The 23,464-nt window shown below is 66.1% G+C and carries 19 protein-coding genes and 2 pseudogenes; 13 read left to right on the plus strand and 8 right to left on the minus strand.

The window, feature by feature from the left end:
* Positions 1-219: 219 nt before the first annotated feature.
* Both HU751_RS27315 and HU751_RS27320 read left to right on the plus strand, forming a co-directional pair.
* Positions 220-852, plus strand: a pseudogene (locus HU751_RS27315) (PAS domain-containing protein); the annotation flags it as partial.
* Between the two features lie 171 nt (positions 853-1,023).
* Positions 1,024-1,446, plus strand: a pseudogene (locus HU751_RS27320) (methyl-accepting chemotaxis protein); the annotation flags it as partial.
* A gap of 78 nt (positions 1,447-1,524) precedes the next feature.
* Here HU751_RS27320 and cysZ read toward each other — a convergent pair.
* On the minus strand, positions 1,525-2,253 hold the full coding sequence (gene cysZ, locus HU751_RS12750; RefSeq protein WP_186713195.1) for a sulfate transporter CysZ: 729 nt from the start codon (positions 2,251-2,253) through the stop codon (positions 1,525-1,527).
* A 315-nt stretch (positions 2,254-2,568) separates the two neighbouring features.
* Between cysZ and trxB the strand changes: the two genes are divergently transcribed.
* Positions 2,569-3,531, plus strand: a complete 963-nt coding sequence (gene trxB, locus HU751_RS12755) for a thioredoxin-disulfide reductase (protein WP_028689829.1) — start codon at positions 2,569-2,571, stop codon at positions 3,529-3,531.
* 73 nt (positions 3,532-3,604) lie between these two features.
* On the opposite strand, the gene nadC is transcribed toward trxB, so the two are convergent.
* A complete protein-coding gene (gene nadC / locus HU751_RS12760; protein ID WP_186713196.1) occupies positions 3,605-4,453 on the minus strand; it encodes a carboxylating nicotinate-nucleotide diphosphorylase in 849 nt (282 codons plus the stop codon).
* A 244-nt stretch (positions 4,454-4,697) separates the two neighbouring features.
* Between nadC and HU751_RS12765 the strand changes: the two genes are divergently transcribed.
* From HU751_RS12765 to HU751_RS12780, 4 genes are all read left to right on the plus strand, one after another.
* Positions 4,698-6,842, plus strand: coding sequence for a DUF1631 domain-containing protein (locus HU751_RS12765; protein WP_186733861.1), 2,145 nt, complete (start codon positions 4,698-4,700; stop codon positions 6,840-6,842).
* 238 nt (positions 6,843-7,080) lie between these two features.
* Positions 7,081-7,647: a 1,6-anhydro-N-acetylmuramyl-L-alanine amidase AmpD gene (gene ampD, locus HU751_RS12770; RefSeq protein WP_186733860.1), complete on the plus strand. Its 567-nt coding sequence runs from the start codon at positions 7,081-7,083 to the stop codon at positions 7,645-7,647.
* Positions 7,644-8,474: a regulatory signaling modulator protein AmpE gene (gene ampE / locus HU751_RS12775; protein WP_186733859.1), complete on the plus strand. Its 831-nt coding sequence runs from the start codon at positions 7,644-7,646 to the stop codon at positions 8,472-8,474. The genes ampD and ampE overlap by 4 nt, the downstream gene beginning before the upstream one ends.
* Positions 8,475-8,606: 132 nt before the next feature.
* Complete coding sequence (locus HU751_RS12780) at positions 8,607-10,619, plus strand: methyl-accepting chemotaxis protein (RefSeq protein ID WP_186733858.1); 2,013 nt, start codon at positions 8,607-8,609, stop codon at positions 10,617-10,619.
* A 216-nt stretch (positions 10,620-10,835) separates the two neighbouring features.
* On the opposite strand, the gene HU751_RS12785 is transcribed toward HU751_RS12780, so the two are convergent.
* The 4 genes from HU751_RS12785 to cra form a co-directional block, all read right to left on the minus strand.
* Positions 10,836-11,270, minus strand: coding sequence for a hypothetical protein (locus HU751_RS12785; RefSeq protein ID WP_186733857.1), 435 nt, complete (start codon positions 11,268-11,270; stop codon positions 10,836-10,838).
* The gene (locus HU751_RS12790) at positions 11,254-11,892 is read right to left on the minus strand and encodes a DUF6036 family nucleotidyltransferase (protein ID WP_186733856.1); all 639 of its coding nucleotides are present in this window, start codon (positions 11,890-11,892) and stop codon (positions 11,254-11,256) included. Before HU751_RS12790 ends, HU751_RS12785 begins: the two co-directional genes overlap by 17 nt.
* 156 nt (positions 11,893-12,048) lie before the next feature.
* Positions 12,049-12,825 carry a TatD family hydrolase gene (locus tag HU751_RS12795; protein WP_186733855.1) on the minus strand — a complete coding sequence of 259 codons (777 nt, stop codon included), beginning with the start codon at positions 12,823-12,825 and terminating at the stop codon, positions 12,049-12,051.
* Positions 12,826-12,827: 2 nt separating this feature from the next.
* The gene (cra, locus tag HU751_RS12800) at positions 12,828-13,823 is read right to left on the minus strand and encodes a catabolite repressor/activator (RefSeq protein ID WP_028689822.1); all 996 of its coding nucleotides are present in this window, start codon (positions 13,821-13,823) and stop codon (positions 12,828-12,830) included.
* 296 nt (positions 13,824-14,119) lie between these two features.
* Here cra and ptsP point away from each other — a divergent pair, with 296 nt between their 5' ends.
* The 3 genes from ptsP to HU751_RS12815 are packed head-to-tail and all read left to right on the plus strand — an operon-like array spanning position 14,120 to position 19,637.
* Positions 14,120-16,969: a phosphoenolpyruvate--protein phosphotransferase gene (gene ptsP, locus HU751_RS12805; RefSeq protein WP_186733854.1), complete on the plus strand. Its 2,850-nt coding sequence runs from the start codon at positions 14,120-14,122 to the stop codon at positions 16,967-16,969.
* On the plus strand, positions 16,969-17,916 hold the full coding sequence (pfkB, locus tag HU751_RS12810; RefSeq protein ID WP_186733853.1) for a 1-phosphofructokinase: 948 nt from the start codon (positions 16,969-16,971) through the stop codon (positions 17,914-17,916). The genes ptsP and pfkB overlap by 1 nt, the downstream gene beginning before the upstream one ends.
* On the plus strand, positions 17,916-19,637 hold the full coding sequence (locus tag HU751_RS12815; RefSeq protein ID WP_186733852.1) for a PTS fructose-like transporter subunit IIB: 1,722 nt from the start codon (positions 17,916-17,918) through the stop codon (positions 19,635-19,637). Before pfkB ends, HU751_RS12815 begins: the two co-directional genes overlap by 1 nt.
* 144 nt (positions 19,638-19,781) lie before the next feature.
* Here HU751_RS12815 and HU751_RS12820 read toward each other — a convergent pair whose 3' ends face one another.
* The gene (locus tag HU751_RS12820) at positions 19,782-20,003 is read right to left on the minus strand and encodes a DUF3820 family protein (RefSeq protein ID WP_110736839.1); all 222 of its coding nucleotides are present in this window, start codon (positions 20,001-20,003) and stop codon (positions 19,782-19,784) included.
* Positions 20,004-20,207: 204 nt separating this feature from the next.
* Between HU751_RS12820 and HU751_RS12825 the strand changes: the two genes are divergently transcribed.
* Positions 20,208-20,684: a ferritin-like domain-containing protein gene (locus tag HU751_RS12825; protein WP_186733851.1), complete on the plus strand. Its 477-nt coding sequence runs from the start codon at positions 20,208-20,210 to the stop codon at positions 20,682-20,684.
* A 175-nt stretch (positions 20,685-20,859) separates the two neighbouring features.
* Here the strand turns inward: HU751_RS12825 and HU751_RS12830 are convergent, their stop codons facing one another.
* Positions 20,860-22,356 (minus strand): GGDEF domain-containing protein, encoded by a 1,497-nt coding sequence (locus HU751_RS12830; RefSeq protein WP_186733888.1) that lies wholly within the window; start codon positions 22,354-22,356, stop codon positions 20,860-20,862.
* A gap of 558 nt (positions 22,357-22,914) precedes the next feature.
* Between HU751_RS12830 and HU751_RS12835 the strand changes: the two genes are divergently transcribed.
* Together HU751_RS12835 and HU751_RS12840 are read left to right on the plus strand one after the other, a co-directional pair.
* The gene (locus tag HU751_RS12835) at positions 22,915-23,154 is read left to right on the plus strand and encodes a hypothetical protein (protein WP_062575113.1); all 240 of its coding nucleotides are present in this window, start codon (positions 22,915-22,917) and stop codon (positions 23,152-23,154) included.
* Complete coding sequence (locus HU751_RS12840; protein WP_186733850.1) at positions 23,151-23,402, plus strand: DUF3077 domain-containing protein; 252 nt, start codon at positions 23,151-23,153, stop codon at positions 23,400-23,402. The genes HU751_RS12835 and HU751_RS12840 overlap by 4 nt, the downstream gene beginning before the upstream one ends.
* Positions 23,403-23,464: the final 62 nt, after the last annotated feature.

A 23,464-nucleotide genomic window follows, 5' to 3' on the forward strand; every position in this document is an offset into this window, starting at 1 on the left:
GTGCGCATGACGCCTGATTTCCGGCACTTGCACCCGTTTGAATATTTCCTTGCAACGCACTCAAGAACTCTCGCCACGCAGCCGATGCAGAGGCATTCGACTACAGGAATTCGCTCCGGGAGAGCGGCCATGTTCAACAGCAAACTGAAGAAAGAAATCCAGCAACTGCGCGAAGAGCTGATGTCCATCGAGCAGGTCAAGAACAGCCTCGACAGCGAGATGCTGGTGCTCCAGCTCGACCCCCAGGGGCGCATCGAGTCGGTAAACAACAACTTCGAGGCCGAGATGGGCTACCGCGCCGAGCAACTGATCGGGCGCAACATCGAAGAGATCGTGCCGACGCATGTGAAGAAGCTCGATTTCTACCAGCGCATGAAGCACGCCATCACCCGTGGCGAGCACCTCAACGGCGCCTTCCGTCTGCTGCGCGGCAACGGTGACGAGGCCTGGCTACGTTCGATCCTGCAGCCGGTCAAGGACAGCCAGGGGCGTATCAAGTACTTCTCCCTGCACTCCAGCGACCTGACCCGCACCATCGAGACCTCCCGCGAGCACGAGAGCCTGATCAAGGCGCTGATGCGCTCCACCGCGGTGATCGAGTTCAACCTCGAAGGCCAGGTGCTGACCGCCAACGACCGCTTCCTGCAGACCATGGGCTACAGCCTGGAGCAGGTCCGCGGCAAGTACCACCGCATATTCTGCGAGCCGGAGGAGGCCAACTCGGCGGCCTACCAGGAGTTCTGGAACCGGCTGCGCCGTGGCGAGTTCGTCGCCGAGCGTTTCAAACGCATCGACGCCCATGGCCGCGTGGTCTGGCTGGAGGCTTCGTACAACCCGATCATCGACGCCCATGACGTGCTGTACAAGGTGGTCAAGTTCGCCACCGTGATCACCGATCAGGTCAACCAGGAACTGGCCGTGGCCCAGGCCGCCGACATCGCCTACACCACCTCGCTGGAGACCGACGACAGCGCGCGCAAGGCCACCGATGTGGTGACCCAGACCGTCGAGGTGATGCGTGGTTTGGAAGGCTCGATGCAGGACGCCGCCGATGGCATCCAGGCGCTGGACAAGCAGTCGAAGGTGATCGGCGCGATCATCAAGACCATCAGCGACATCGCCGGGCAGACCAACCTGCTGGCGCTCAACGCCGCCATCGAGGCCGCCCGCGCCGGCGAGCAGGGGCGCGGCTTTGCCGTGGTCGCCGACGAAGTGCGCCAGCTGGCCTCGCGCACCAGCAGCGCCACCGAGGAGATCGCCAAGGTGGTGCAGCAGAACGAACAGTTGGCCCAGGCCGCGGTGGACATCATCGACACCAGCAAGCGTCAGGCCGAGCAGGGCCTGGCCCTGGCCGCCGATACCGGCGGGGTGATCGTCGAGATCCAGGAAGGGGCGAAGAAGGTGGTGGATGCGGTGGGGCAGTTTTCCAGCCAGTTGAGCCACTGACCGAGCTTAAGCCATCGCGGGGCAAGCCCTCTCCCACGCGGAATGCGTGGGAGCGGGCTTGCCCCGCGATGGTTTCATTCAGGTGCGCTCACGCACCCAGAACAGCGTCGCCCCGGCCACCGCCGCCGGCATCATCAGCACGTTGACCCCCGGGATCATCAGCGCCAGGTAGGTGATCCCGCCAAAGCCCATCGACTGCCAGCGCTTCTGGCGCAGCCAGGCGAGCATGTCCTGCCAGCTCATCTTGTTGTTGTCCGCCGGGTAGTCGATGTACTGGATGGCCATCATCCAGATACCGAACACCAGCCACAGCGGCGCGGCGATCACGTTCACCACCGGGATGAACGAGAGGATGAACAGGCCGATGGCCCGCGGCAGGAAGTAGCCCAGCTTGCGCATCTCGCGGCTTAGGGTGCGTGGCACCATGGCCACCAGCTCGGCCCAGCTGAACGGCGGGAAGGTGTCCTGGCCGCGCACCACCACCTCGACCTTTTCCGCCAGGAAACCGTTGAACGGCGCGGCGATGACGTTGGCCAGCAAGGTGAAGGTGAAAAACACCATCAACAGCACCAGGGCGACGAACAGTGGCCACAGGATGTAGGTGAGAAAGCTCAGCCAGTCGGGCAGGGTGGGCATCAGCGCATCGACCCACAGGCTGAACTGATGGCCGGCGAAGTAGATCAGGCCGCCGAACAGCAGCAGGTTGACTGCCAGGGGCAGCAGCACGAACAGGCGCAGGTTCGGGCTCAGGACCAGTTTCAGGCCCTCGCGCAGGTACTGGGGGCCGGACAGGACGGGGGCTTGCATCGGAATGCTCCGCTTGAGGAAAACGCGCTGACCTTACCGAGTTTGGCGCGCCGACGAAAGGCACCGCGCCTCTGGGAAACGGCGTGTAACAAAGCATTGGCACAATGGCTGCCGGATAGAGACTGTCTATAAGGTGGATTGTCGAAGGATATTTCCTTAATCTCTGCGGCCTCGCTACAGTGCGCTCAACTTTTTCGGTTTTGGACCAACGCGTTGTAGCCTTCCCCAAGTGCTGCGTGGGTCCCTTTTAATTCCAGCTGGCGCAACCGGCACCTAGATGCTGGACCCGTGCGGCCCGCTCGACAGGAGTTCGACATGTCTGAAGTACGTCATTCGCGCGTCATCATTCTCGGTTCCGGCCCTGCCGGTTACAGCGCCGCGGTATACGCCGCCCGCGCCAACCTCAAGCCGCTGCTGATCACCGGCATGCAGGCCGGCGGCCAGCTGACCACCACCACCGAAGTCGACAACTGGCCGGGCGACCCCCACGGCTTGACCGGCCCGGCCCTGATGCAGCGCATGCAGGAGCACGCCGAGCGCTTCGAGACCGAGATCGTCTTCGACCACATCAACGCCGTCGACCTGGCCAACAAGCCGTTCACCCTGCGCGGTGACAGCGGCACCTACACCTGCGACGCGCTGATCGTCGCCACCGGCGCCAGCGCCCGCTACCTTGGCCTGCCGTCGGAAGAGACCTTCATGGGCAAGGGCGTGTCGGCCTGCGCCACCTGCGACGGTTTCTTCTACCGCAACAAGCCGGTCGCCGTGGTCGGTGGCGGCAACACCGCCGTGGAAGAAGCACTGTACCTGGCCAACATCGCCAGCAAGGTGACCCTGGTGCACCGCCGCGACACCTTCCGCGCCGAGAAGATCCTGATCGACAAGCTGCACGCCCGTGTCGCCGAAGGCAAGATCGAGCTCAAGCTCAACGCCACCCTGGACGAAGTGCTGGGTGACAACATGGGCGTGACCGGTGCGCGCCTGAAGAACAACGACGGTAGCTTCGACGAAATCAAGGTCGACGGTGTGTTCATCGCCATCGGCCACACCCCGAACACCTCGCTGTTCGAAGGCCAGCTGACCCTGAAGGACGGCTACCTGGTGGTCCACGGCGGCCGTGAAGGCAACGCCACCGCCACCAACGTCGAGGGCGTGTTCGCCGCCGGCGACGTGGCCGACCACGTCTACCGCCAGGCCATCACCTCGGCCGGCGCCGGCTGCATGGCGGCCCTGGACGTCGAACGCTACCTGGACGGCCTGGCCAACGCCGCGCACTGATCCAGCCTTTGCGGGCCAGCCCCGCATAAAAAAACCGGCCATCTGGCCGGTTTTTTTGTACCCGCGTTTCAGCTCACAGGCTCAGTCGCATCGACAGGTCCACCGCCTTCACATCCTTGGTCATCGCGCCGATCGAGATGTAGTCCACGCCGGTCTCGGCGATCACCCGCAGGGTGGTCTCGTTGACGCCGCCGCTGGCCTCCAGCTTGGCCTTGCCGGCGGTGATGCGCACCGCTTCGCGCATCTCGTCCAGGGTCAGCTCGTCGAGCATGACGATATCGGCCCCGGCCGCCAGCGCCTGGCGCAGTTCGTCCAGGCTTTCCACCTCGATCTCCACCGGCTTGCCCGGAGCGATGCGGTGCGCCGCCGCCACGGCCTCGGCCACGCCACCGCTGGCGGCGATATGGTTTTCCTTGATCAGGAAAGCGTCGTACAGGCCGATGCGGTGGTTGTGGCAGCCGCCGCAGGTGACCGCGTACTTCTGCGCCAGACGCAGGCCGGGCAGGGTCTTGCGGGTGTCGAGCAGACGCACCTGGGTGCCTTCCACCAGGTCGGCCAGGAAGCGCGCGCGGGTGGCCACGCCCGAAAGCATCTGCAGGAAGTTCAGCGCCGTGCGCTCGCCGCTGAGCAGCGAGCGCGCCGGGCCTTCGAGGTGGAACAGCACCTGGTTGGCCGTGGCCCGCTCGCCGTCGGCCACCTGCCAGTGCACCGCCACCCGTGGGTCGAGCTGGCGGAATACCGTATCGACCCAGGCGGTGCCGGCGATCACGCAGTCCTCGCGGGTGATGATGGTCGCCTTGGCCAGGCGCTCGGCCGGGATCAGCTGGGCGGTGATGTCGCCGCTGCCGATGTCCTCGAGCAGCGCGCGGCGCACGTTGGCTTCGATTTCGGCAGTCAGGTCGGCGAGGCGTAGGTTCGGCATGGTCGGCTCCACAAGCTAGGTGCCGGCGATTATAGGGCAGGGGGGCTTCGTGTACAGCTGCCGGGCCGATGACCTTTGGTCAGGCGGTTTGAGCATTCTTGCGTACGCACTGTCAGTTGAGGCGTGCGAAAGGCGTGCTGGTAGCTATCAGTGTTTTCACTGATAATAGCGCCCAGTATTTGGCGTCATAGCTTTGACGATTCCATTCCAGTCGAACAACGTAACATCCAGCAAGGAGTTCGGGATGCATGATGAAGGCAAGGTGGTGCCCCTGGCGGCTGCCATCGACCGGGGTGCGCGCGCGCCCTCGCCATGCCTTCCCGTGCTGCTCCTGCAGGTGCGCGACAAGGCCGCGTTGCAATTGCGCCAGGGCTTGCAGGCACTGTTCGACAATGCCGACGACACCCTGTTCGAAATGGCCGACAAGGCCAGCGGCCGCCTCGACCAGAACCTGTATTTCGAAGCCATGCGTGACCTGCGCCTCAAGCGCAAGAGCATCGAGCGGGGTTTCCTCGATACTTTCTACGAGGCCTTCGCCCGCATCGGTCAGGGTGACGGGCTCGAGTCCCTGGTCAGGGCGCAGACACAGGACAAGCCGTCGCTGGAGCGCTCGGTAGCCGTGCAGGCCATGGTCGACCGGGTGCTGTCCCGCGACGGTTTCCTGCTTGAGCAGTTGAACCTGCGCTTCACCACGCTGCTGGAGTTGCCGCTGGCCAGCGCAAGCAACCCCCTGGGCCCCGGCAACCTGTGTGGCTATTTCCTCGACGCTGGGCGCAACCTCGGGGTCGGCGCCAGCGTCAAGATGGTGCTGCTCAAGCTGTTCGAGCGCTACGTGCTGCGCGACCTCGACCTGCTCTACGGCGAGGCCAGCCAGTTGCTCGCCAGCGCCGGTGTGCTGCCGGAGCTGATGCCCGCCCCGCGGCGCCGCGCCGAGGACCGGCGCAGCATCGCCCGGCGTGTCCCGGCCAGCCCGGCGCTGGGTAGTTTGTCCGACTCCGCCGGCCAGGCCTTCTTCGCCTCGGTGCAGGCGCTGCTGGCGCCGGTGCGCGGACGTGTCGCGCCGCGACTGCAGGCGGCCGGATCCGCGCAGCCGACCAGCACCGGCGACCTGCTGCGCCTGCTCACCCACCTGCAGCACTATGTGCCGACCCCCGGCGAGCCGGATGACTTCAACCTCGGCCTGCAGCTGGAGCAGTTGTTGCTGCGGGTCAGTGTGCGCAGCGGCACGCGGCGGCGGATCGCCACCGACGACGAGGACACGATCAACCTGGTCGACCTGCTGTTCGCCTACATCCAGGGCGACGACAACCTGCCGGCCAGCCTGCGGGCGCTGATTGCCCGCCTGCATATCCCGGTGCTCAAGGTCGCGCTGGTCGACAAGGGCATGTTCAGCCGTGGCAGCCACCCGGCGCGCCGCCTGCTCAACGAGATCGCCGCCGTGGCCATCGGCTGGGAGAGCGATGCCGAGGGGCTGCGCGACAGCCTGCACTTGCGGGTCGAGCGTATCGTCCAGCGCCTGCTCAATGACTTTTCCGACGACTGCGCGGTGTTCAACGAGCTGCTCGATGAGTTTCTCGCCTTCAGCCAGGACGAGCGCCGGCGCAACGAACTGCTCGAGCAGCGCACCCGCGATGCCGAGGAGGGCCGTGCCCGTACCCTGCAGGCCCGCCAGCGGGTGCAGCAGGAGTTGAACGACCGCCTGCATGGCCGGGTGCTGCCGCAGGTGGTGGTGCAGATGCTGGTGCAGTCCTGGAGCCAGGTGCTGCTGCTGGCCTGGCTGAAGCAGGGCGAGGCCTCGGCGGCCTGGGCCGACGCCCTGGCGACAGTGGACGACCTGCTGGTCAGCATTGCCCCGTACCGTGAGCCACAGCGCCTGCTGGAGCAGGTGCCGGGCCTGCTCAAGGCGCTACGCGACGGCCTGGCGGGGGTGGCGCTGGACTCCGCCGCCACGCGTGATTTCTTCCTGCAACTGGAGAAACTGCACCTGCGTGCCTGCGGTGGCACGCCGGAGCCGGACGCCGCATTGGATGAAGTGTGGCTGGAGGAGGCTATCGTGCTGGCGGTCAGCGACGAGTCCGCCCTTGCCCCTGGCCTGCCGCTCGATGACCAGGAGCCGGCATTGCGCCAGGTGCAGCGCCTGCAGGTCGGCAACTGGGTCGAAGTGATGGACGACGACGAGCCGCTGCGCTGCAAGCTGGTGGCGCGCATCGACAGCAATGATCGCCTGGTCTTCACCAACCGCACCGGCATGAAGGTGCGCGAATGGAACCGCATGGGCCTGGCCCTGGCGCTGCGCCGTGGCGAGGTGCGCCTGCTGGACGACGGCCTGCTGTTCGAGCGGGCGCTGGAAGCGGTTTTGGAGCAACTGCGCGGGCAGCAGGCGCAGTAGGCTTTGTACGAAAAGTGCCTGCGCGACGATCATGCTGCGTTGAAAACAGGCTCGGAATGCTCATTTACAACCCGTAAACTCCGCTTCCTCGCCTGTTTTCGCCTTGCCTGATCGTCGCTCGGCTACTTTTCGTACAAACCCTAACGCTGAATTTTCCTACACAATCATTTACATGCAAGCGCCTGCCGGCCACGGCATACTGGGTACCTGTCTCGGGCGTCATTTCAGGATCTGCACCATGCAATTGGACCGTGCGACCGGCTGGTTCACCGGCGTCAGCCACTGCCCCTCGCCGAACTTTAACGCCCGCCCCGACGGCGAGGCCATCGCGCTGCTGGTCATCCACAACATCAGCCTGCCACCGGCCTGCTTCGGCACCGGCAAGGTGCAGCAGTTCTTCCAGAACCGCCTGGACCCGAACGAGCACCCTTATTTCGCCACCATCAACCACCTGACCGTCTCGGCGCATCTGTTCGTCGAGCGCGATGGCGCGGTGACCCAGTTCGTCTCGTTGCTCGACCGCGCCTGGCATGCCGGCGTGTCGCGCTTCGGCGAGCGCGAGGGCTGCAACGATTTTTCCATCGGCATCGAACTGGAAGGCACTGACGAGCTGCCCTACACCGATGCCCAGTACGCCACCCTGGAGCGGCTGACCCGCGAGATCCGCGCGGCATGGCCTGTGATCGACGCTCAGCGCATCTGTGGCCACAGCGATATCGCCCCGCAGCGCAAGACCGATCCGGGGCCGGCCTTCGACTGGTCGCGCTACCGGGCCGCGCTGCAACGCAACGAGGACAAGGCATGAGTTTTCTGGTGTTGGTGCTGGCGCTGTGGGTCGAGAAGTTCTCGGCCCTGCGCCAGCGGTTGCAGCGCGACGGCTTCTACCTGGGCGAGCTGGTGCGCCTGGAGCGCAGCGGCAAGGTCCATCCCTGGTGGACGCTGGGCATCCTGGTCCTGGCGCCGGTGGCGCTGCTCGCGCTGCTGCTGCATGTGCTGGAACCGGTGGCCTACGGCCTGCTGGCGTTGCCGGTGCACCTGCTGGTGCTGGTCTACAGCCTCGGCCGCGGCGATGTGAAGGCGGCGCTCGGGCCGTTTCGCGATGCCTGGCGCCGCGGTGACGACCAGGCCGCGCTGCATGTGGCCGAACGCGACCTGGGGCTGGCCGCCGACGATGCCCAGAGCCTGATCAAGCGGGTCCAGGGCCATCTGCTGTGGCAGGCCTACCAGAGCTTCTTCGCGGTGATCTTCTGGTACTTCCTGCTCGGCCCGGGGGCAGCGCTGGCCTACCGCCTGCTGGCGCTGACCATGGACCACAGCCGCCAGCCGGCGCTGCAGACCCTGGCCGGGCAATTGCGCCATGCCATGGACTGGCTGCCGGTGCGGGTGATGACGGTGAGCTTCGCCCTGGTCGGCAACTTCGTCGCGGTGACCCGGGTGATGTTGCACGAGCTGCTCGACTGGCACGTCAGCGCCGGGCACCTGGTGGCCAAGGTCGGTCGGGTGGCCGACGACATTCCCGAAGAGGAGGACCGCCAGCGTGGCCTGGAGCGCCTGGACAGCCTGTGGGAGCTGCTGCTGCGTTGCGCCGTGTTGTGGTATGCCTGCTTCGCCCTGTGGACCGTGCTGGTCTGAGCCGTTCATCAACGCGTTGCTTGCTTAACCATAAGTTACAAACCTTGATTCCAATCTGCGCTATACAAAGCCACTGGCCCTAGATGGCCTTGTGCTACCCCGCAGAACAACAAGAATTCAAGGAGGTGACCTGTGAAGCGTCTGCTCTATCCGGCCATCGCACTGATGAACCGGCTGAGCTTCGGCATGAAGTTCAGCCTGATCAGCGTCCTGTTCTTCCTGCCTATGCTGGTCACCAGTTTTTACCTGGTCCGCGACGCCTACAACCAGCTGCAGGCCACCCGCGGCGAACTCCAGGGGCTGGCGCCGCTGTCCGAGAGCCTGGCCCTGCGCGGCGACCTGGAGACCCTGGGCAACCTGCTGCAGATCAACGCCGTGCTGGGCCAGTCGGGCCAGGCTGGCGATGTGGAAAGCCGCATTGCCGGCTTGCAGGACAAGGTCCAGGCCCGGCTCGACGGCCTCAAGGGCAGTGACCCTGCGCTTGAGGCCAAGCGTGCCGAGCTGGCCGAGGCCTTTGCCCGCGCCCGCGACGAAAGCTCGCTGCAGAATAAGGCGGCACTGTTCGACAAGCTGCTGGCCCAGGCCCAGGTGCTGGGCAAGCTGGTCGCCAGCCAGTCGGGCTTGAACCAGGACAGCCAGGCCTCGGTGCGCCAGCTGAGCGAACTGGTCGGCAACGCCACGGCGCAGGTCACCCAGGCCCTGGGCGAAGGCCGGGCGATGGGCGCGGTGGCCCTCGGTCGCGGTTTCATGGATTCCTCGGGCAGCGCGCGCTTCGAAGACTTGCTGCAGCGCCTGGAGCGGCTGTCCGCCGACTATGCCATCCGTCTCGACGACGTCCTGGCCAGCGATGCCGGGCTCAAGGCCGCGCTGAACAGCGACGCCGAGGCCAGCCAGTCCACGGTCAAGCAGGCCGCGACCCTGTTCGAGGACCAGGTGGTGGTGGCCGAGACCCTGGATGCGCCCTGGGCCGGCTTCTACCAGCAGACCAGCGACCTGATGGCGCAGACCTACCGCTTCAACGACGCTGTCCTCGCCCACCTGCACGGCCAACTGGAAGAGCGCCTGGGCGAGCACCGCCTGCGCACGATCGCGCTGGTCGCGGCCCTGGCCACGGTGTTCGCGCTGATCGTCTACCTCTACGGCGGCTTCTACGTCTCCACCCGGGAAACCCTCGGCAACCTGGGCAACGCCATGGACAAGGTCGCCGCCGGCGACATGACCATCAGCTTCAAGGCCAACAGCCAGGACGAACTGGGCGAACTGGGGCGTGGCTTCAACGAGACGGTGCGGCGTATCCGCGGGCTGATCGAGCAGGTCGGCAAGACCGTGACCACGGTCGAGGAGCAAGCCGGGCAGGTGCTGTCGGTGTCGAGCCGCAGCAACCAGGCAGTCAGTGGCCAGCGCGAGCAGATCGAGCAGGTGGCCACGGCCATGAACCAGATGAGTGCCACCGCGCAGGAGGTCGCTCGCAGCGCCGCCCTGGCCGCCGAAGGCGCGCAGCGGGTCAACCACGAGAGCGCCTCGGGCCGCGATCTGGTGGAAAGCCAGCAGGGCAGCATCGCCCGCCTGGCCGGCGAGATCGACCAGAGCGTGGCGGCGGTGAACCAACTGGCAGGCGACAGCCAAGCCATCGGCCGGGTGCTGGAAGTGATCCGCAGCATCGCCGAGCAGACCAACCTGCTGGCCCTCAACGCCGCCATCGAGGCAGCCCGGGCCGGCGAGCAGGGCAGGGGCTTCGCCGTGGTCGCCGACGAAGTGCGGACCCTGGCCAGGCGCACCCAGGACTCCACCGAAGAGATCGCGCAGATGATCCAGCGCCTGCGCGAAGGCGTGGGCGCGGCGGTGCGGGTGATGGGCAGCAGCCACCAGATGGCCGCCGGGACCGTGGACGAGGCGCGCCAGGTGCAACAGGCCCTGGGCAACATCCTCGGCGCGGTGGGCGGGATCGTCGAGCAGAACCAGCAGATCGCCGCCGCTGTCGAGCAGCAGACCGCCGTGGCCCACGACATCGACCAGAACATCGTGGCGATCAACCGCGCGGCGCAGGACACCACCGAGGGCGCCTGCCAGACCGAGGACGCCAGCCGGGCGTTGTCGGCGCAGGTGGTGGAGCTCAAGCGGTTGATCGGGGCGTTTCGGGTCTAGTGTCCTGCCTCGGAAATACGTTCTCTTTTGGCGAGTGGCTTGGGTGTTCGGGCAAGGCGCCGCGACGAGTCATAGCAGGGCTATGGCGAGGAGTGGCAACGCCGGCCGGGCGCCCAAGACGCCGCCAAAAGTGAACAGCTTATTTCCGAGACAGGACACTAGCACCTGCGGCGGCATTGAAGAACCGACGCAAGTCGGTGTTTCGTTTGGGCTGTCTCAGGGGCAGGATTGGCGGGCTTCGTAATGACGGGTCTGGTAAGGCAGCAGGGCTTGCGCTTTCAAACCGAGCCCTTCATCAAGTCCCCAGGATGCTGCCAATTCATCACGACGCTTGCGTACAGCACTCGGTGGCTGGGCAATGGGCATGGCGTGGGGAAACAGCTCAAGTGCATGGCGGGTATCCATGACTCGGTGAACTGACGCACAGGAAAAACGCGTCAACTTTTCCAGCAAGTAACCCACTCGACGGACCTGAAGCTCATCGGGGTGGCGGCTAAGAAATACTCGGGCAGCGCCGACCAGGTCGACATCCGAATACCAGACAGCCTGTGCCACACAGACAAGGGTAGAGTCATCCGCTTGACTCAGGGGGAACCTGGCAAGTTTGTTCAAGGCGGATGTGAAGAGGTTGTCGTCAAGACGCTTCGCCATCTTCGGGCTCCAGGAAGTCGTGCAAGAGATGGGTCAATACGGTAGTCGGTGGCTCCTTGGAACCAACATACACATCGATTGCCTCCAGTGCCAGCCGCCGTAGCTCAGTGGTCAGGATCAGGCCAGACCGGAACAGCGCGTGAATGTCGCTCAGATCCTGTTCGGTCGCCCTGGCCAGCTTCGATATGGCGATGTCGACCGGAGCTGCGATACGAACATGCAAGGGGGAGTTTTCCGGGAACTCTGCCAATGGCAGGCTGCGATCCAGGTAGTCTTCGTGGATCGGCCCGAAAGTGGTGGTGTAATGCAGGTCGTAGTGCAGTTCCAGCACTCGTCCGGACTGGACGTCGAAAAAAGCCTGGGGCACCTCGGCAAGCAGAGCTTGAAGGTCGAAGTGCCCGGCAAGGCTGGTCTCGTAACATTCGCCATCGACATCCATGGAAACGCGATGATGTGTGTAGAGATGGACGGCACACCCACCGAAGATGATGATTTTTAATGCACCTGGCCCGGCTTGCTCTTGCGCCAGTTCCGCCTCTACTGACTTGAACATGGAAATCAGGGCTTGTCCCAGATCGCTGTGGGTGTTCAGGCGTGGAGGCATCAAATCCAGGCTGTCCATTGGCAACTTTGGTTTCCTGTTGATCAGCACAAAGCCTTGCCTGAGCGAGGTGCACTCAAGCGCATTTAGTGCATCAATCTATTGGGTAGGCCGAGGTACCGGAAACAGGAGAGTGGCTTCTGGATGTTGCCAACGGGCAGGCTTGAACAGCGGTGGTTACCAGCCAAATAGTGCGCAGGCGTTGTGGCTGCTGGCCTCGGCCAATTGCTCGACATCAACGCCGATAACTTCAGCCAGTGCCTGTGCAATTTCTGGTAAATATTCTGGGCTGTTGCGCTGCCCCGGGAACATCGCCGGCGCCATGTCCGGCGCGTCGGTCTCCAGCACCACGCTGTCCAGCGCCAGCCTTGGCAGGGTCTTGCGCAGGCGCAACGCCTGGGGCCAGGTGCCGGCGCCGCCGAGTCCCAGTTTGAAGCCGAGTTTGATGTACTCCCGCGCCTCTTCGTAGCTGCCGGCAAAGGCATGGATGATCCCCGCCCGCGCCGGCTTGTAGCGCTTGAGCGTGGCGATCACCTGGGCGTGGCTGCGGCGTACGTGCAACAGCGACGGCAGCTCGAAGTCGCAGGCCAATTGCAGCTGGGCCTCGAACAACGCCTGCTGGCGCGTCGGGTCCAGCTCGGGCAGGTAGAAATCCAGGCCAAACTCACCCACCGCACACAGCCGTGGATCGCCGCGCAGGCGTTCCAGCCAGTCGCGCAGTTGCGCGAGGTGTTCGGGACGGTGCTGCTCGAGGTAGATCGGGTGCAGCCCCAGCGCCGCGTACACGCCCTCGTTGGCGCAGGCCAGGTCCCAGACCCGCTGGAAGTTGTCCTGGTACACCCCCAGCACCACCATGCGCTCCACCCCGCGCGCCGCCGCGTTGGCCAGCAGGCGCGGGCGGTCGGCGTCGAAATCGGGGAAGTCGAGGTGGGTGTGGGTGTCGATCAGGCGCATGTTCAGGCCTTGGCGATCCGTTGCTTGAAGGTACGGCCGATGGCGTGCACACCGGGCTCGTAGCGCTTGTCCTCGATGGCGGCCAGGGCCAGTTCCAGCGCGGTGGCGGCGATCAGGCCGTGCTGCTGGGCCATGGCGTTGACCGGCAGCGGCAGGAAGTCGAGCAGTTGGTTGTCGCCGAAGGTGCCCAGTTGCAGCTCGCGCGAATCCTCCGGGCGCGCCTGGAGCGTGTCGAACACGCCCTGCAGCAGCACGTAGGAGGTGGTCACCAGGGCATCCGGCAGGCCGCCCAGTTCGTCGATCAGTTGCTGCATCAGGCGCTGGCCGCATTCACGGCTGAAGGCCTCGCCCTGGTAGCGGCGCACGTCGCCGTCGAAGCCTTGCAGGGCCTCGTCGAAGCCACCGGCGCGGGCCTGGCTCACCGACAGCTCGGGGCGGGCGCCAATCAGGGCGATGCTGCGCGGGCGGGTTTTCAAAAGGCTCTGGGCCAGCTGGCGGCTGGCGTCGCGGTCGTCGCTGATCACCGAGCAGAAATGCGCCGGGTCCAGGCGTCGGTCGATGGCGATCACCGGCAGGCCCTTGGCCTGCAGCTCGCGGTAGCTGTCGTCCTCCGGCGGCAGGCAGCTGGCGACGAACAGCGCATCGCAGCGGCGGGCGCGGAACAGCTGCTGCAACTGGCGTTCGCTGTCGGGCTGGTCGTCGCTGCTGGCGATCAGCAGCTGGTAGCCACGGGCACGGGCGCCTTGCTCCAGTTGCTTGGCGATGCGGGCGTAGCTGGGGTTCTCCAGATCCGGGAGAATGAAGCCCAGGGTGCGCGTGTGTCGGCTGCGCAGGCCGGCGGCCTGGGGGTTGGGCGTGAAGCCGTGGGCCTCGACCACCGCGCGCACGCGCTCGACGGTGCTGTTGCTGATGCGCTGCTGTTCGGCCTTGCCATTGATGACGTAGCTGGCGGTGGTCACGGACACACCGGCCAGACGGGCGATATCGCTGAGTTTCACCGAATTTTCCTTATTGTTTCCGGGACTGGCCACGGGGCTGGACCGGCTAGTTTCACCCATCCACGGCCCTGCGCGCAGACGACCATTGTCGCAATTGTCCGACAGGATGGGGCTTTTTCGTTGGCAGATTATCGAGTAACGTGGCCACTTGGTCAGATTAAACGTTTCAGCAAAACGAAATTTCCTGCCTGGAAATGCGCATTCGCCCGTTGCGCTGATCGTTTTGGCGGCTATTGCCGTCGAATTCCACAACAATACCTCGGTAGCCGACGGGGCTACCGCAAAAGGAGAGGGTCATGCTCGAGCTTGCCGTGGAGCAGATTGCCATGGGCCAGCGTGTCGCCGACAAGGGCGAGGCACTGGCGTTGCTGGCCGATCGACTGGTTGCCGATGGCCTGGTCGCCGAGGGCTACCTGGCGGGGCTGCAGGCCCGGGAGGCGCAGGGCTCGACCTTCCTCGGCCAGGGCATCGCCATCCCCCACGGCACGCCGCAGACCCGCGAGCTGGTGTACGCCACCGGTGTGCGCCTGCTGCAGTTCCCCGACGGCGTGGACTGGGGCGACGGGCAGATCGTCTACCTGGCCATCGGCATCGCCGCCCGTTCCGACGAACACCTGCGTCTGCTGCAACTGCTGACCCGCGCCCTGGGCGAAACCGACCTGGCCGAGGCATTGCGCCGGGCCGGCAGCGCCGAGGCGCTGCTCAAGCTGCTGCAGGGCGCGCCGCGCGAGCTGGCGTTGGATGCCCAGCTGGTCGGCCTCAACCTGGCGGCGGAAGACTTCGATGAACTGGCCTGGCGCGGCGCTCGCCTGCTGCAACGCGGCGGCTGTGCCGACAGCGGCTTTGCCGCCGTGCTGCAGCAGACCGAGCCGCTGCCGCTGGGCGAAGGCCTGTGGTGGCTGCACAGTGAACGCGAGGTGCGCCAGCCGGGCCTGGCCTTCGTCACCCCACAGCAGCCACTGCGCTACCGCGACCAGCCGCTCAATGGCCTGTTCTGCCTGGCCAGCCTCGGCGCCGCCCACCAGGCCTTGCTCGAGCGCCTGTGCGAGGTGCTGATCGAGGGTCGTGGGCAGATGCTCTACCAGGCCACCAGCAGCCGCGCCGTGCTCGAAGTGCTCGGCGGCGAGGCGCCCGCCGACTGGCCCAGCGCCCGGGTGATGCTGGCCAACGCCCATGGCTTGCATGCGCGTCCGGCCAAGGTGCTGGCGCAGTTGGCCAAGGGCTTCGAGGGCGAGATCCGCATCCGCCTGCAAGACAGCGTCCAGCCCGCCGTCTCGGTGAAGAGCCTGAGCAAGCTGCTGAGCCTGGGCGCTCGCCGTGGCCAGGTGCTGGAACTGATCGCCGAACCGGGCGTTGCCGCCGATGCCTTGCCGGTGCTGCTGGCCGCCATCGAGCAGGGGCTGGGCGAGGAGGTCGAGCCCTTGCCGCAAACGGCCGCAGTGGAGCAGCCACCCATCGAAACCCTCCAGGCCCCGGCGCCCGGCAGCACCCTGCAGGGTGTCGCGGCCGCGCCGGGCATCGCCAGTGGCCCGGCCCATGTGTGCGTCGAACGCGAGATCGACTACCCGCTGCGCGGCGAGTCGCCCGGCCAGGAGCGGGCCAGGTTGCGAGCGGCCATCGACAAGGTGCACGCCGACCTGCAGGCCCTGGTGCAGCGCAGCGACAAGGCTATTGGCGAAATCTTCGTCACCCACCAGGAAATGCTCGCCGACCCGGCCCTGACCGATGACGTCGAGGTGCGTCTGGCCCAGGGCGAGAGCGCCGCCGCCGCGTGGATGGCGGTGATCGAGAGCGCCGCCCGCCAGCAGGAGGCGCTGCACGATGCGCTGCTGGCCGAGCGCGCCGCCGACCTGCGGGATATCGGTCGCCGTGTGCTGGCCCAGTTGTGTGGCGTGCAGGCGCTGGTCGAGCCCGAGCAACCCTACGTGCTGGTGATGGCCGAGGTGGGCCCGTCCGATGTGGCGCGCCTGGACCCGGCGCGGGTCGCCGGCATCGTCACCGCCCAGGGCGGCGCCACCGCCCACAGCGCCATCGTCGCCCGAGCCCTGGGCATCCCGGCGGTGGTCGGGGCCGGCGCGGCAGTGCTGCTGCTGGAGAGCGGCACGCCGCTGCTGCTCGATGGCCTGCGTGGGCAGGTCGAGGTCGCGCCGCCCGAGGCCCGCTTGCAACGGGCGCTGGCCGAGCGCGATGCCCGTGAGCGGCGCTTGCAGATCGCCTGGGCCAACCGCCATGAGCCGGCCCTGACCCGTGACGGCCACGGCGTCGAAGTGTTCGCCAACATCGGCGAAAGCAGTGGCATCGACAAAGTTGTGGAGCAGGGCGCCGAAGGCGTCGGCCTGCTGCGCACCGAGCTGATTTTCATGGCCCACCCGCAACTGCCCGATGTGGCCACCCAGGAGGCCGAGTACCGCCGGGTGCTCGACGGCCTGGCCGGGCGCCCGCTGGTGGTGCGTACCCTTGATGTGGGCGGCGACAAGCCCTTGCCGTACTGGCCGATCGCGGCGGAAGAAAACCCGTTCCTCGGCGTGCGCGGCGTGCGCCTGACCCTGCAACGCCCGCAGGTGATGGAAGACCAGCTGCGGGCCCTGCTGCGCGCCGCGGACAATCGCCCGCTGCGCATCATGTTCCCGATGGTCGGCCAGCTCCATGAATGGCGCGCCGCCAAGGCCATGGTCGAGCGCCTGCGCCAGGAGATCCCGGTGGCCGACCTGCAGGTGGGCATCATGGTCGAGGTGCCGTCGGCCGCCTTGCTGGCGCCGCAGTTGGCCCGCGAGGTGGACTTCTTCAGCATCGGCACCAACGACCTGACCCAGTACACCCTGGCCATCGACCGTGGCCACCCGAGCCTCTCGGCCCAGGCCGATGGCCTGCACCCGGCGGTGCTCAACCTGATCGACATGACCGTGCGCGCCGCCCATGCCCAGGGCAAGTGGGTGGGCGTGTGCGGCGAACTGGCGGCCGATCCGCAGGCCGTTGCCGTGCTGTTGGGCCTGGACGTGGACGAACTGAGCGTCGCCGCCCGCAGCATCCCTGAAGTCAAGGCGCTGGTGCGCCAGGCCGACCTTTCGACGGCCCGCGCCCTGGCGCGCGAGGCCCTGCAACAAGACAGCGCCGAGGCAGTCCGGGCGCTGGTGGAGCGTTACTGATGGCCAAGATTCTCACCCTCACCCTCAACCCGGCGCTGGATATCACCATCAGCCTCGATCGCCTGCGCCCCGGCGCGGTCAACCGCAGCCAGGCCCAGCACAGCCATGCCGCCGGCAAGGGGCTGAACGTCGCCCAGGTGCTGGCCGACCTGGGCCACAGCGTGACCGTCGGCGGTTTTCTCGGGCTCGACAACCTGGCGCCGTTCGAGGCGCTGATTGCCTGGCGTGGGTTCGCCGACTGCTTCGTCCGTGTGCCCGGCGAGACCCGCAGCAACATCAAGCTGGTCGAGGCCGATGGCCAGGTCACCGATATCAACGGGCCGGGGCCGCAAGTCGACGAGGCCGCCCGCGATGCCTTGCTGCAACGTCTGGCCGAGGTGGCTCCGGGGCATGACGCCGTGGTGGTGGCCGGCAGCCTGCCGCGGGGCATCAGCCCCGAGTGGCTGCGCGAACTGCTGCTGATGCTCAAGTCGCAGGGATTGAAGGTGGCCCTGGACAGCAGTGGCGAAGCCTTGCGCGCCGGCCTCGAGGCCGCGCCCTGGCTGGTCAAGCCCAACACCGAGGAGCTGGGCGAGGTGCTCGGGCAGCCCGTGCTTGACGCGGCCGGCCAGCGTGCCGCCGCGCAGCGCTTGCTGGCCAGCGGCGTCGAGCATGTGGTGGTGTCCCAGGGCGAGCAGGGCGTGAGCTGGTTCGCCGCCGGCCTGGCGCTGCATGCGCAACCGTCGAAGGTGCGCATCGCCAGCACCGTCGGCGCCGGTGATTCCCTGGTCGCCGGCATGGTCCACGGCCTGCTGCAGGCCGAGGCGCCCGCCGCCACCTTGCGCCGCGCCACTGCCATCGCCGCCCAGGCGGTCACCCAGGTCGGCTTCGGCATCCACGATCGCGAGCAACTGGCCCGGCTGGAGGCCGCCGTGCACCTGGCAGAACAACAAGAAGAGGGCTGCTGATGAACATTGCCATTGTCACCGCCTGCCCCAACGGGCAGGTGTCCAGCGTGCTCAGCGCCCGCCTGTTGGCCGCCGCGGCCCAGCGTCGGGGCTGGAGCACCAGTGTCGAGGTGCAGGATACCGAGCACCCCGAACGTCGCCTGACCACGGCGCAGATTGCTGAGGCCGACTGGGTGCTGGTGGTCAGTACCGGGCCGGTGGACCTGGCGCGCTTCGCGGGCAAGCGCCTGTACCAGAGCACACCAGCCCAGGCCCTGGCAGACCGCGAGGGGTTTCTTGACCAAGCCGCTGCCGGGGCCCGGGTTCACGAGGCGGCGCCGGCCCCGCAGGGCAGCGCGCCGAAAATCGTCGCGGTGACCGCCTGCCCGACCGGCGTGGCCCACACCTTCATGGCCGCCGAAGCGCTGCAACAGGCGGCGCAGGCCATGGGCTACCAGCTCACCGTGGAGACCCAGGGCTCGGTCGGCGCGCGCAACCCGCTGCCTGCCGAGGCCATCGCCGAAGCCGACGTGGTGCTGTTGGCCGCCGATATCGAAGTGCCGGCTGCGCGTTTCGCCGGCAAGCGCATCTACCGCTGCGGTACCGGCATCGCCCTCAAGCAGGCCCGGGCCACGCTGGACAAGGCACTGGCCGAGGGCAAGGTGGAGGCTGCGGGGGATGCGGCCGGCGCGGTGCAGCAGGCCGAGAAGACGGGCGTCTACAAGCACCTGCTGACCGGGGTATCGTTCATGCTGCCGATGGTGGTGGCCGGCGGCTTGCTGATTGCCTTGTCGTTCGTGTTCGGTATCGAGGCCTACAAGGAGGCCGGCACGCTACCCGCCGCGCTGATGCAGATCGGCGGCGAGGCGGCGTTCAAGCTGATGGTGCCGCTGCTCGCTGGCTACATCGCCTGGTCCATCGCCGACCGTCCGGGGCTGGCGCCCGGGATGATCGGCGGCCTGCTGGCGAGTACGTTGGGGGCGGGGTTCATCGGCGGTATCGTCGCCGGCTTCCTGGCCGGCTACAGCGCCAAGGCCATTGCCCGTTGGGTGCATCTGCCCAGTAGCCTCGACGCGCTCAAGCCGATCCTCATCATCCCGCTGCTGGCCAGCCTGTTCACCGGCCTGGTGATGATCTATGTGGTCGGCCAGCCCGTGGCCGCGATGCTCGAAGGGCTGACCCACTTCCTCGACAGCATGGGCACCACCAACGCCATCCTGCTCGGGCTGCTGCTCGGCGGCATGATGTGTGTGGACTTGGGCGGCCCGATCAACAAGGCCGCCTATGCGTTCTCGGTGGGGCTGCTGGCGTCGTCGAGCTATGCGCCGATGGCCGCGACCATGGCCGCCGGCATGGTGCCGCCGATCGGCCTGGGCATCGCCACCTTCCTGGCCCGGCGCAAATTTGCCCAGAGCGAGCGCGAGGCCGGCAAGGCCGCGCTGGTGCTGGGGCTGTGTTTCATTTCCGAAGGGGCGATTCCGTTCGCCGCCAAGGACCCGTTGCGGGTGATCCCGGCGAGCATCGCCGGTGGCGCGCTGACCGGGGCCTTGTCGATGTACTTCGGCTGCAAGCTGATGGCGCCCCATGGCGGGCTGTTCGTATTGCTGATCCCCAATGCGATCAACCATGCGCTGCTGTACCTGCTGGCGATCGTGGCCGGCAGCCTGCTGACGGCAGTGGTGTATGCCGTGATCAAGAAGAGCGAACAGGTGGAGATGGTGGTGGCGCCGGCCAAGGGCTAGCGAGGCCCGGCGCAATCCCTGTAGGAGCGGCCTTGTGCCGCGAAAGGGGCGCGGAGCGGCCCCAGGATTTCAGAGTCATACACAGTGAATGGGGCTGCTTTGCAGCCCTTTCGCGGCACAAGGCCGCTCCTACAGAGGGTGCCGTCAGCCCCGTGTCTTGCCACGCAACGGTTTCAGCAAATCACCCAGCCCGTTGTGGTCGATCTCATGCATCAACGCCAGCAACCCGCCCAGCTCCCCGGGCGGGAAGCCCTTGCGGGCAAACCATGCCAGGTAATCGCCAGGCAGGTCGGCGATGATCCGCCCCTGGTACTTGCCGAAGGGCATGGTGCGGGTGACCAGCAGTTGCAGGGATTCGGGTTTCATCGGGCATCGGCCTGTGGCAGGTGAAGCGCGGACCATACTGCAAACTGCACGACGACCCAAGCGGCGATCATGCAGAACGCCGTTTTCAGGCTTTGTTTATTTAATTGCAAGTTATTGATTTTAATAGGTAATTTTATATTCATTGGCCTGGCACGAAGCCTGCTCCGGTAGTAGTGACTATCACCTGCCAAGGAGTTTGTTGCCATGAGCAATCCCAACAAAGACACGATCGACGTACTCAACGACCTGATCGAGTACAGCAAGGATGGTGAGAAAGGCTTCAAGACCTCCGCCGACGATGTGAAGAATCCCCAGCTCAAAGCCTTCTTCGTGCAGCGCGCCAGCGAGTGCGCCAGTGCTGCGGCCGAGCTGCAGAGCGAAGTGCGCCGGCTGGGTGGCGATCCCGAGACCAGCACCAGCATCAGCGGCGACCTGCACCGCGGCTGGGTCAACCTCAAGTCGATGGTTACCGGCAAGGATGAAGAGGCGGTGCTCAACGAGGTGGAGCGTGGTGAAGACCATGCGCTCAAGGCCTACAAAGAGGCCCGTGAGAAGCTGGTCAAGCTGGGGCGCTCGGCCAATGACCAGAGCTATACGCTGGTGGAGAGGCAACTGCAGGGTGTGCAGCGCAATCATGACCAGGTGAAGGCGCTGCGTAACGCGGCTCGCGCTCGGTCTTGAGTTTCTGGGGGCCGCTTAGCGGCCCTTTTTGGAACAGCTTGTTTGACTGGAACATCGTGGGAGCGGGCTTGTCGGAACGCCGCACCGCCCGGATCACCGGCGAAGCCGGTGCCATCGAGTGCATCGCGGGGCAAGCCCGCTCCCACGCTGCCCCAGTTGGATCAAAGAATTACATTCAATCCTCAGGTCCTTCCACCCGATTCCGACCATTGGCCTTGGCGCGATACAGCGCCTCGTCCGCATCGGCCAACAGCGCCGACAGATCCTGCGCGGTGCCCGGTACATGTAGGCCGATCCCCACACTGACCGTCACCGAGCGCTCATCATCGCCGAACGGCGGCATCGCCTCGACGCTGGCGCGAATGCGCTCGGCCAGCAGCCGGGCGCCGGCCAGTTCAGTCTCTGGCAGCACCACCTGGAACTCCTCCCCGCCATAGCGCGCCGCCAGGTCCGCCGGGCGCCGGATGCATAGCTCCAGGGTCGTGGCCACCTCACGCAGCACATGATCGCCGCCGGCATGGCCATGGCGCTGGTTGAACGCCTTGAAGTGGTCCACATCCACCATCAGCACCGCCAGCGGCTTGCGGTTGCGCTGGGCGCGCGCCCATTCCTGGCGCAACACCTGGTCCAGGCGACGACGGTTGGCAAGGCCGGTGAGGCTGTCGGTGGCGGCAAGCGTGGCCAGGCCTTGCTCGGCATCGTGGCGGCGGCGCAATTCACGGCCCAGCAGCAGGGTCAGCCAGAGGATGCCGATGCACAGCACGCCAGTGGCCACGCTGACCACGATTGCGGTGCGGCGCCACGACTGGAACACCTCGTCGGCCGAGTGCGCCACCAGCACGATCAGCGGCAGGTCGGCGACCCGGGCGAAAGTGTAGAGGCGCTGGCCCTCGTAGGCTGTCGAGCGGGCGGTGAAGCTGCCGCTGCGCTCCTCGAGGATGCGCTTGAAGTTGGGGCGCTCGCTGAAACTGGTGCCGATCATCGGGTCCTGCGGCCGGGTCGGCTGGCGGGCCAGCAGCTGGCCGTCGGTGTTGAGCAGGTTGATGCTGCTGTCCACACCGATGTCCAGGCGCTGGAACAGCTCGTTGAAGTAGGACAGGCGCAGGGCCCCGGCGGCCAGGCCCTGGAATTCGCCGTTGGCGCCGGAGATGCGCCGGCTGAAGCTGATGCACCAGTCCAGGTCGCCCAGCCGCGCCTTGAACGGCGGGCTGATCAGCAGGCCCAGGCCCGGGCGGTCGCGGTGGGCCTGGAAGGCCACGGTGTCGGCGAAGTTGGCCTGGCGCGGCACCGCGCTGGTGGAGTCGCCAAGCACGTCGCCCTTGGCGTCGAGCCAGAGGATGTCGCCGCGCACCGGAGCGGAGAAGGCCTGGTTGAAGAGGATCTGCTGGCGCAGCTTGGCGGGCACGTTGAGCAGCTCGGGGTGCTGCACGGCCCAGATCAGGCCCTTGAGCGACTGGTCGTAGAGTTCGACGTTGCGCAGGATATCGCTTTCGATCAACTGCACGATGTTGCTCGAGGAGCGCATTTCCGATTGCTCGACGCTGTCGCGCTCGCGGGCCAGCAGGTAGCTGACGATGGCCACGATGGCGAGCACGGCAAGGCAGCTGCCCAGGTTGAGGACCAGCTCGGGGTGCGACTTGTACAGGGCGGATCGTGGTGATCGGGTGGGCAACGTCATGCTCGCAACTGCATAAGCCCCGGGATCCATGGGGAGTGGGCCGGAAAGCGGCGGCGGTATTTTAGGCAAGGCGGGATTGTCGGACAAGATCAAAGCTGATTTGGCCGACGGAAATGATTCAGTAGGCCCATCGCGGGGCAAGCCCGCTCCCACCATTCGCCAGGGCCAGGTCATGGTCATGGTCATGGTCATGGTCATGGTCATGGTCGTGGGAGCGGGCTTGCCCCGCGATGGGATGTACGACATTTCCGAATCTGAAACCAAATGCTTCAGTTGGGCTGAGCTTGGGACCTATCCTACGCGTCTGCCGGAAGGGTCTGGATAGGCCGGGAAATACATCAGGGCTAAGGTCGTCGGGTCGCCAGATTTGGTGACCGGGTGTGAGAACCTGACGATATGTCTTTCGGCCACTTCAATGGCAGCCGTGTTCGGGCAGACCTCTGGTCTGGCCGGGTTTCATGTCCTCGGTTTCTCACCCCGTGCACGGTTGCCACCTAATCCCGTGAGAAAGGTTCAAGTGGCGATTTCTTCAATCGACATGAGCGATTCGGAATGAAAAAGCTAGTACCTGACCCCCCCATCCCTTACATCTCCATCATCGACCACCTGCCGCTGGCCGAAGTCTGGGAGCATGCCGCCGTCCTGATGACCATGATGACTCGCACCTGCGATGTCTACATGGCCTTTCCCGTGGATGAGCGTCCCGAGATCCTGGTGGATAACATATCCATCCTCAGCCGGTTGCTGAGCTGTTTGATGGCCCACGCCAGGTCGCTGGAGGTGCAGCCATGAGCGAGCAGCCCGAACCTTGTACCACTGCCGGCGTTTCGACGTTCCTGGAGTGTTTTCGTGTTGAACCCGATGTGCCTTTCAGCCTGGCGTTCAACGAGTTGTCGGTGCTGCAGGGTTGCATTCTGCACCTGACCACCGAGGCGGAAATGGAAGGGGATTTGAAAGCGGGGAGTGCGGCGCGGATCCTCAGCGCCATGGCCAAGGCGTTGATCAATGACCTGGAGATTGGCTTGAACCGTAACCGTTGAAGCCCATCGCGGGGCAAGCCCGCTCCCACGCCTGATAAGCCACCTGGCGTGGGAGCGGGCTT

The sequence above is a fragment of the Pseudomonas peradeniyensis genome, assembly GCF_014268935.2.
GTDB lineage: Bacteria > Pseudomonadota > Gammaproteobacteria > Pseudomonadales > Pseudomonadaceae > Aquipseudomonas > Aquipseudomonas peradeniyensis.